Annotated in this window: 6 protein-coding genes; 3 read left to right on the top strand and 3 right to left on the bottom strand. The window is 54.3% G+C overall.

Annotation, left to right across the window (positions count from 1 at the left end; translation table 11 throughout):
- A partial coding sequence (locus tag B3Z49_RS21825) for a glutathione S-transferase family protein (protein ID WP_296994951.1) occupies nt 1-599 on the bottom strand: 599 nt, incomplete at its 3' end.
- Between the two features lie 154 nt (nt 600-753).
- Between B3Z49_RS21825 and B3Z49_RS21820 the strand changes: the two genes are divergently transcribed.
- Nucleotides 754-1,455 (top strand): glutathione binding-like protein, encoded by a 702-nt coding sequence (locus B3Z49_RS21820; RefSeq protein ID WP_296994948.1) that lies wholly within the window; start codon nt 754-756, stop codon nt 1,453-1,455.
- A gap of 86 nt (nt 1,456-1,541) precedes the next feature.
- Here the strand turns inward: B3Z49_RS21820 and B3Z49_RS21815 are convergent, their stop codons facing one another.
- Entirely contained in the window at nt 1,542-3,233 is a 1,692-nt protein-coding gene (locus tag B3Z49_RS21815; protein ID WP_296994945.1) for a methyl-accepting chemotaxis protein, read from the bottom strand.
- Between the two features lie 327 nt (nt 3,234-3,560).
- On the opposite strand from B3Z49_RS21815, the gene B3Z49_RS21810 reads away from it, so the two are divergent.
- Nucleotides 3,561-4,727 carry an alpha/beta hydrolase gene (locus tag B3Z49_RS21810; protein WP_296994943.1) on the top strand — a complete coding sequence of 389 codons (1,167 nt, stop codon included), beginning with the start codon at nt 3,561-3,563 and terminating at the stop codon, nt 4,725-4,727.
- 21 nt (nt 4,728-4,748) lie between these two features.
- Nucleotides 4,749-5,273 carry a TspO/MBR family protein gene (locus B3Z49_RS21805; protein ID WP_296994940.1) on the top strand — a complete coding sequence of 175 codons (525 nt, stop codon included), beginning with the start codon at nt 4,749-4,751 and terminating at the stop codon, nt 5,271-5,273.
- On the opposite strand, the gene B3Z49_RS21800 is transcribed toward B3Z49_RS21805, so the two are convergent.
- The coding region (locus tag B3Z49_RS21800; RefSeq protein WP_296994937.1) for a DUF3750 domain-containing protein at nt 5,270-5,888 on the bottom strand (619 nt) is incomplete at its 5' end. The genes B3Z49_RS21805 and B3Z49_RS21800 overlap by 4 nt on opposite strands.

The raw sequence follows: 5,888 nt of genomic DNA, 5'->3' as shown, positions 1-5,888 counted from the left end.
GCTGCCGGCAGGCGATTGATCGCATCAAACCAGCGTTTGATGTTGGGATACTTGTCCCAGACATCCGGGTTCTTGTGCACGAACGGGGCCTTGTCGATCCAGCCCCAGGCCGAGATATCAACAATTGTCAGTTCATCGCCGACGATGAATTGGCGACCTGCCATATGGTCTTCCAGCACCTGATAGTGGCGGGCGATCTCGTTGCGATAACGGTTTACGCCATAGTCACTGCCCTCAGGTGCGACGTGCTGGAAATGCACTGCCTGGCCTGAAAACGGGCCCAGACCGGTGGCAATGAACATCAGCCACGACAGGAATTCACCGCGATCTTCAGGCTTACCCAGGAACTTACCGGACTTTTCAGCGAGATACAGCAGGATCGCGTTTGAATCAAACACGCGTACTTCCTTGCCCCCTGGTCCGTCGGTATCGACGATCGCCGGGACCTTGCCATTCGGGTTGATGGCGCGGAAGGCCGGGTCATGCTGCTGACCTTTACGGGTATCAACCGGCAGGACCTCATACGGCAAACCGCATGCCTCAAGCATCATCGAGATTTTTTGCGGGTTGGGTGTGGGGTGGTAATAGAAGCGGATCATGACACGTCTCCTTGCCAAGTATCGCCGTTACACAATGGCGTGACCGGCTCTTGCATTTTGGAATGATCGTTTTAAATTGACCGATAACAACCTGATTGGCAAGCTTCGATTATCGAATTCGCCATCACGAATAGTTTAAAGGAGCCTTTGGCCCATGATTGATCTGTATTACTGGCCAACCCCCAACGGCCATAAAATCACACTGTTCCTTGAAGAAGCCGGACTGGACTACAAGATCGTGCCGGTCAATATCGGCACGGGCGATCAGTTCAAACCGGAATTCCTGGCCTTCTCGCCCAACAACCGCATGCCGGCGATCATTGATCACGACCCCGCCGATGGTGGCGAGGACATTACGGTGTTTGAGTCCGGCGCCATCTTGCAATATCTGGCCGAGACAACCGGAAAGTTCATCCCGACCGATGTGCGCGGACGCAAGACAGTGATGGAATGGCTGTTCTGGCAGATGGGGGGGCTTGGCCCGATGGCCGGTCAGAACCATCATTTCGGCACCTACGCGCCGGAAAAGATCCCGTATGCGATTACCCGTTATGTCAACGAGACCAATCGTCTTTATGGCGTACTGAACAAGCGTCTTGAGGGCCGCAAATTCATTGCCGGTGATGACTACACGATTGCCGATATGGCCTGCTATCCATGGATTGTCAGCCACGAAAAACAGCAGCAGGACCTCAATGAGTTCCCGAACCTGAAACGCTGGTTCGAAGCCATACAGTCCCGTCCGGCAACGATTGCCGCCTATAAGGCGGGCGAAGGTCTGCGCGCTGGCGAAATGAGTGAAGAAGACAAAAAAGTCCTGTTTGGTCAGACGGCGAAAAGCACCCAGAAATCCTGACCAGATAAACCAAACCACAAGATCATGAAAAAACCGCCAGCCCTGTTACAGGACTGGCGGTTTTGTTTTGCGTGATCGTCTCAGGCTTAGGCGTTACGCACTTCGGCCAGGAACGATTCAACAGCTTCGTTCAGAACAGCTGCCTGCCGTCCAAGGTCTTCTGCAAGGCCAAGCACCTCGCCCGAGAGCTTTTCGGCGTCATTGGCCGCCGTCGACACGCCCGAGATGTTTTCAGATACATCGCGGCTGCCATGTGAGGCCTGTTCAACGTTGCGCGCGATTTCCTGGGTTGCGGCCCCCTGCTCTTCAACAGCGGACGCGATTGTCGTCGTCGCCCCGTCGAGGCTTCGGATGGTTTCGGCAATCTCGGCAATCGCATTGACTGCATTGGATGTGGCAACCTGAATGTCGCTGACCTGGGACCGGATATCCTCGGTTGCCTTTGCCGTCTGGTTTGCGAGGTTCTTGACCTCGTTGGCAACCACGGCAAAGCCCTTGCCGGCATCACCGGCACGCGCGGCCTCGATCGTTGCGTTCAGGGCCAGAAGGTTGGTCTGTTCGGCAATGTCGGTGATCAGCGAAACAACTTCACCAATCTGGTTTGCCGCCTCTGCCAGCAATTCGATCTTCTGATGCGTTTCTTCCGAGGTTTGAACAGCGCCTTTGGCGATGGTTGCGGACTGTGCAACCTGATTGCTGATTTCGGCAATAGACGTGCTCAGTTCCTCTGCCGCCGAGGCAACCGTTTCCACGTTCGTCGACATTTCCTGCGATGCTGCCGAAACAACCGTTGAACGTTCGCCGACCTGTTTGGAGGTATCGGTCATCGCATTGGCAGAGCTTTGCATATTGCCCGATGCCTCGATCACCTGGGCGACTACCTGCCCGACACTGGCTTCGAAACTGTCGGCCATTTTGCGAAGGGCCGCACGTTTGTCTTCTTCGGCGATGCGTTCCTGCTCTTCACGCTGGGTGCGCATTTCTTCCATTTCGATGGTTTTCGATTTGAAGATATCCATCGCCCGCGCCAGATCGCCGATCTCGCTTTTCTGGTGGGTGTAATTGACTTCGATATTGTGATCACCCTGCGACAGACGCAGCATGTTTTCCGAAATATCGAAAAGCGGGCGGGTAATGCCGCGACTGATCATCAACGACACGCCGACAACCGCGACCAGAATTGCCAAGGCAACACCACCCATCACCAGCATGATTTGCATGAAAACAGCGTTTACATCATCGATGTAAATACCGGTGGCGACGATCCAGCCCCATGGCTTGAAATCCTTGACGAATGAAAGCTTCGGACGAAGATCATCCGAATTCGGGACCTTGTAGGTATAATCGACAAAACCCTCGCCCTTCTCTTCGGCGACGCGCACGAACTCGCGGTAAAGGAATTTGCCCGATCCATCGACATTGTCGGTCAGATTTTTGCCGACAAGATCCTTCTTGATGTCATGGATCAAAAGAACCGGCGTGTGATCGAACACAAAGAAATAGTTCTTTTCATCATAACGAAGGGATGCAACAGCGCCTTTGGCGGCATTTTGCGCCTCTTCGGTGGTCATTTCGCCGGACTGTTCCAGCGCATGATAATGACCAATCAAATTGATTGTGGATTCAACAAGGTTCTTCGTTTTTGTTTTGCGGTCTTCAAGCATGTTTTGGCGCAATTCGGTCAGACCGAACGCCCCGACCAGCAACACCGCAAGAACCGCGCCCGCGACAATAATCAGCATACGTGTGCCGATTTTCACCGAACTCAATGATAACATCCCAATCCCCTTGAATATTCCTTGCCAAGGTGGCGGCAAGGTTTTCTTGTTTTAGAACCACTTCACAAACACTGAAGTCGCTGGCCCGTGACCATGTCAAAAATCATCATACCAATTGAATCGCATATATTATGCATTATCTCTTTGCTGTGACGGCCATCACAGCTGCTTGCCATTTCAGCTTGGCATCCGATAATCTTCCTATCGCTATCCGGGCACACCAACGCACGATAAGACGCCCCAAACAAGTGATCTGCAGTGCGCCGTTTGACGTAGCCATTTCAGTGATTTACATAATTTCTCAGCATCATGGCCAAAGGACATCTCATGCGCCCACTTCGCACAATCCTGTTGGCCCTGATCCCGGCAAGCCTGCTTGCGGCCTGTGCATTCCCGCCGGAAAACGCGCTTTATGACCAGTCACCCGATATCCCGCCCTACATGCAGGATAATTTCGAGGATTACGTATCTGAAACGCGTGACTGGATCGCCTCCCATCGGGTTTTTCTGACCGATGACCACGAAATGGAGATTGCGCGCAATATTCCATTTGAAGTTCGGCCAGAACCAATGGACGCAAATAAGCCCAGCCGTGGGGTTTTGTTCGTTCATGGTCTGGGATCAAGTCCTTGGTACTTCCACGATATTGCAGTGGCAATGGCAAAGGATGGCTGGCTTGCGCGGTCGATGTTGCTGCCCGGCCACGGCACCCGCCCGGGGGATCTCAGCCTGCCCGATTATGAGGACTGGACTGGATCGGTCGCCCATCAGGTTGCGCTTCTGGAACGCGAGGTGGATGAAGTCTGGCTGGGTGGCTTTTCAACCGGTGGCAACCTTGTCACCAGTTACGCTGCGCGAAACCCGGACATTGACGGGCTGTTGCTGTTTTCGCCGGGCATCGAGCCGGGCAGTGATCTGTTATTCCTGACACCACTGGTCCAGTATCTGTGGGATTGGGTCGATGCTGATCCGGAAGACAACGTGATCAACTATCAGTCCCTGTCGACCAAGGCATCGGCACTTTATTACCGCAGCGTCACCGACGTTGATGATGCGCTTGACGCAAAGCCGTTTGACCGCCCCGCCCTTGTTACCATGAGCGCGGACGACAGTGTGCTCGATCCAATTGCGATGCTTCGTCGCTTTGAGACGCATTTCACCAACCCGACTTCACGTCTGGTCTGGTATGATGAAGTCAACGCACCAAGCAACGACAGCCGGATTGAGAACCTCAACAGCAGTCTGCCAGATCAACAGATCAGCAGTTTCTCACATCTGAGCGCCCTGTTCTCGCCCGACAATCCGTATTACGGTGCAAAGGGAAGCTTTGTCTTCATCGAGAACGGTCAGGAAGACATCGAACGTCCAGCGGATCGCGCACTGCTCTGGCGCAGTGCATGGGGATATATGGAGCCGGGCAAGTACCATGCCCGCCTGACCTGGAACCCCTATTTCGATGCGTTGATCGACGCAATCGGCGACGTCACCAACTAGGCCAAAGGACCCGTCAACACCATGACCAACAGCGAACAGGAAACGATGAGTGCAGGGCACATTCATCACCCCAACCATCGCACCCGTGTCTTTGCCCTGATTGCGTTTCTGGTGTTGTGTCTGATCATATCGGCATTTGGCGGGGCGGTGACAGCCACCAGCGTCAATGACTGGTATGCGGCACTGAACAAGCCGTCCTTCCGCCCACCCAACTGGGTTTTCGGCCCGGTATGGACCGTCATTTATTTCATGATCGCGTTTAGCGGCTGGCGCGCCTGGCTTAAGGTGGGCATCGCCAACGCCAAAGGCGCCTTTGGCCTTTATGCAGGTCAGTTGACGCTTAACCTTGCATGGTCGTTTTTGTTCTTTGGCGCGCAGTCACCCCTGCTTGGCCTGATCGATATCGTTATCCTGCTTGGCCTGATCATCGCCAACATGGTTGCATTCTGGAAGATTGACCGTCTGGCCGGGATGCTATTGGTGCCCTATGCCCTTTGGGTGGGATTTGCCACCCTGCTCAATGCCGCGATCTGGCAGCTTAATTAACTGCTCGGTTCTGCGACGACATCAATTGCCGTTTCCTTCGCCGCACGATCACTTTTGGGCTCCGCAGCTTCGGTTGTTTGCGCAACACTATCCATGCCCAAGCGACCGATGGATGGCAAACGCAGTGCCGGACGGTTGAAATCAATCCCGAAGTTCAGACCCAGCAGGTTAAGCTCGATCCCCTCTTCCAGACCAAGCGACATGCCGAGAACACCCAGCAGGTTCGCCTGCACGCCCTGCCCGCTTGAAGAAAGCCCAACCGGATTGGTGATCGGGCGATAATCCTTGCCGATTGCGTTGGCTGGCATATCAAGGTTCAGCCCCGGCACTTCACGGCCGATATGGGCGATGAAGGTGTTGCTGTTCGGGCCCGGATAACTGCGATATTCGCGCGGGAACGGATAGGATTTGATCGCCTGTTCGATTTCGGGGATCAGCTTTTCGGCCGCCTCGCCCTGATGAGCCGCGAGAAGTTCCGGTTTCGAGCCATACCAAAGACCATCCGGGATCGCGTAATTCTGGCGCACCACATTGCCGCTGCCCCACCCCACCACGTCATAGCGGGTATATTTGGTTTCACCCGCACGCTTATAAATGATCCATGGATGAACCGCG

The sequence above is a fragment of the Thalassospira sp. UBA1131 genome (assembly GCF_002311515.1).
Lineage (GTDB): Bacteria > Pseudomonadota > Alphaproteobacteria > Rhodospirillales > Thalassospiraceae > Thalassospira.
This window is presented reverse-complemented; position numbering and strand designations above follow the sequence as displayed.